The 933-nt window shown below is 56.1% G+C and carries 1 protein-coding gene and 1 pseudogene; both read right to left on the bottom strand.

The window, feature by feature from the left end; translation table 11 throughout:
* Positions 1-140 precede the first annotated feature (140 nt).
* Positions 141-648, bottom strand: a pseudogene (locus AB3X86_RS38230) (helix-turn-helix domain-containing protein).
* An 85-nt stretch (positions 649-733) separates the two neighbouring features.
* Positions 734-933: hypothetical protein (locus AB3X86_RS38225; RefSeq protein WP_368599898.1), on the bottom strand; the 200-nt coding region annotated here is incomplete at its 5' end.

The following is a 933-nucleotide window of genomic DNA, read 5'->3' as shown; positions in this document are numbered from 1 at the left end:
TCGACTCGGTATAGCCGTCCGCTCCGCGCATCGCTTCAGTCTCAGTGTTGTCCGGTTCTTTGTTTCAACGTTTACCCCTCCCGCGCGGATGACGTGCGTGGGAGGTATTTCAACAGCGTGCTAAACGGCCTCTCGCCGCTTCACACTTCGGCGCCGCCCTCTGAGGTGGCGCCGAAGCGCTCCCGATAGACGAGCGGCGAGATGCCGAGTGTCGTTTGGAAGGCTTCACGCATCGCGTCATACGTCTTGAAGCCAGAATCGGCTGCAACCGTCTTCGCTGGCAGCTTTCCGTCCTCCAGCATCCGCCTGGCCGCTTCTATTCGAGCTCGCATCAGGAATGCAGTCGGTGTGGTTCCCGTTTCCTTCTTGAAGCAGCGCGTTATTCACAGCACCTTCAATATCCCAGGCGCCGATGATGATTGCGGTGTGAGGGATATTTAAGGAAGAGAGCTTCTTCTCCGCAAACAACGGAATCTCTGTCTCGGACAGGACGGGTCCGACAGCCATTTACGTCAACTTGACGTCGTACCCTCCTTGATGGCCGCGCTGTTTCAAATGAGCGTTTGCATATTTGAAGACGCTGAGTGCACCCACTGCTTCCAGTGCCTTGAAGCCCGGATAGATGATGACGTCGACCGTGATATCCATGATGCCGTTCCCTCATTCTTGCTGCATGACGCATCGCGCACAGCGCTACCTACAATGTGACGTCGCCGCCAAGCGCATTTGGCCGTCAGCCGCAATTCGGTTCGGATGCGGTCGATAATTCTGGCTTCTGCTTGGGAAAAACAGCTCCGCGTAACGTGTTGAACCGCCCCGGGATTTCCGGAGGCTCCACTTCTTGAGAAAATGGAGCTATGGAAAACACGAAGAAGAAGTGCCCAAGGTACTCGCCTGAAGTTCGTGAGCGGGCTGTGCGAATGGTTCTGGAAC

It is taken from the genome of Paraburkholderia sp. BR14374 (assembly GCF_040948685.1).
In the GTDB taxonomy this organism is placed as follows: Bacteria; Pseudomonadota; Gammaproteobacteria; order Burkholderiales; family Burkholderiaceae; genus Paraburkholderia; species Paraburkholderia youngii.
This window is presented reverse-complemented; position numbering and strand designations above follow the sequence as displayed.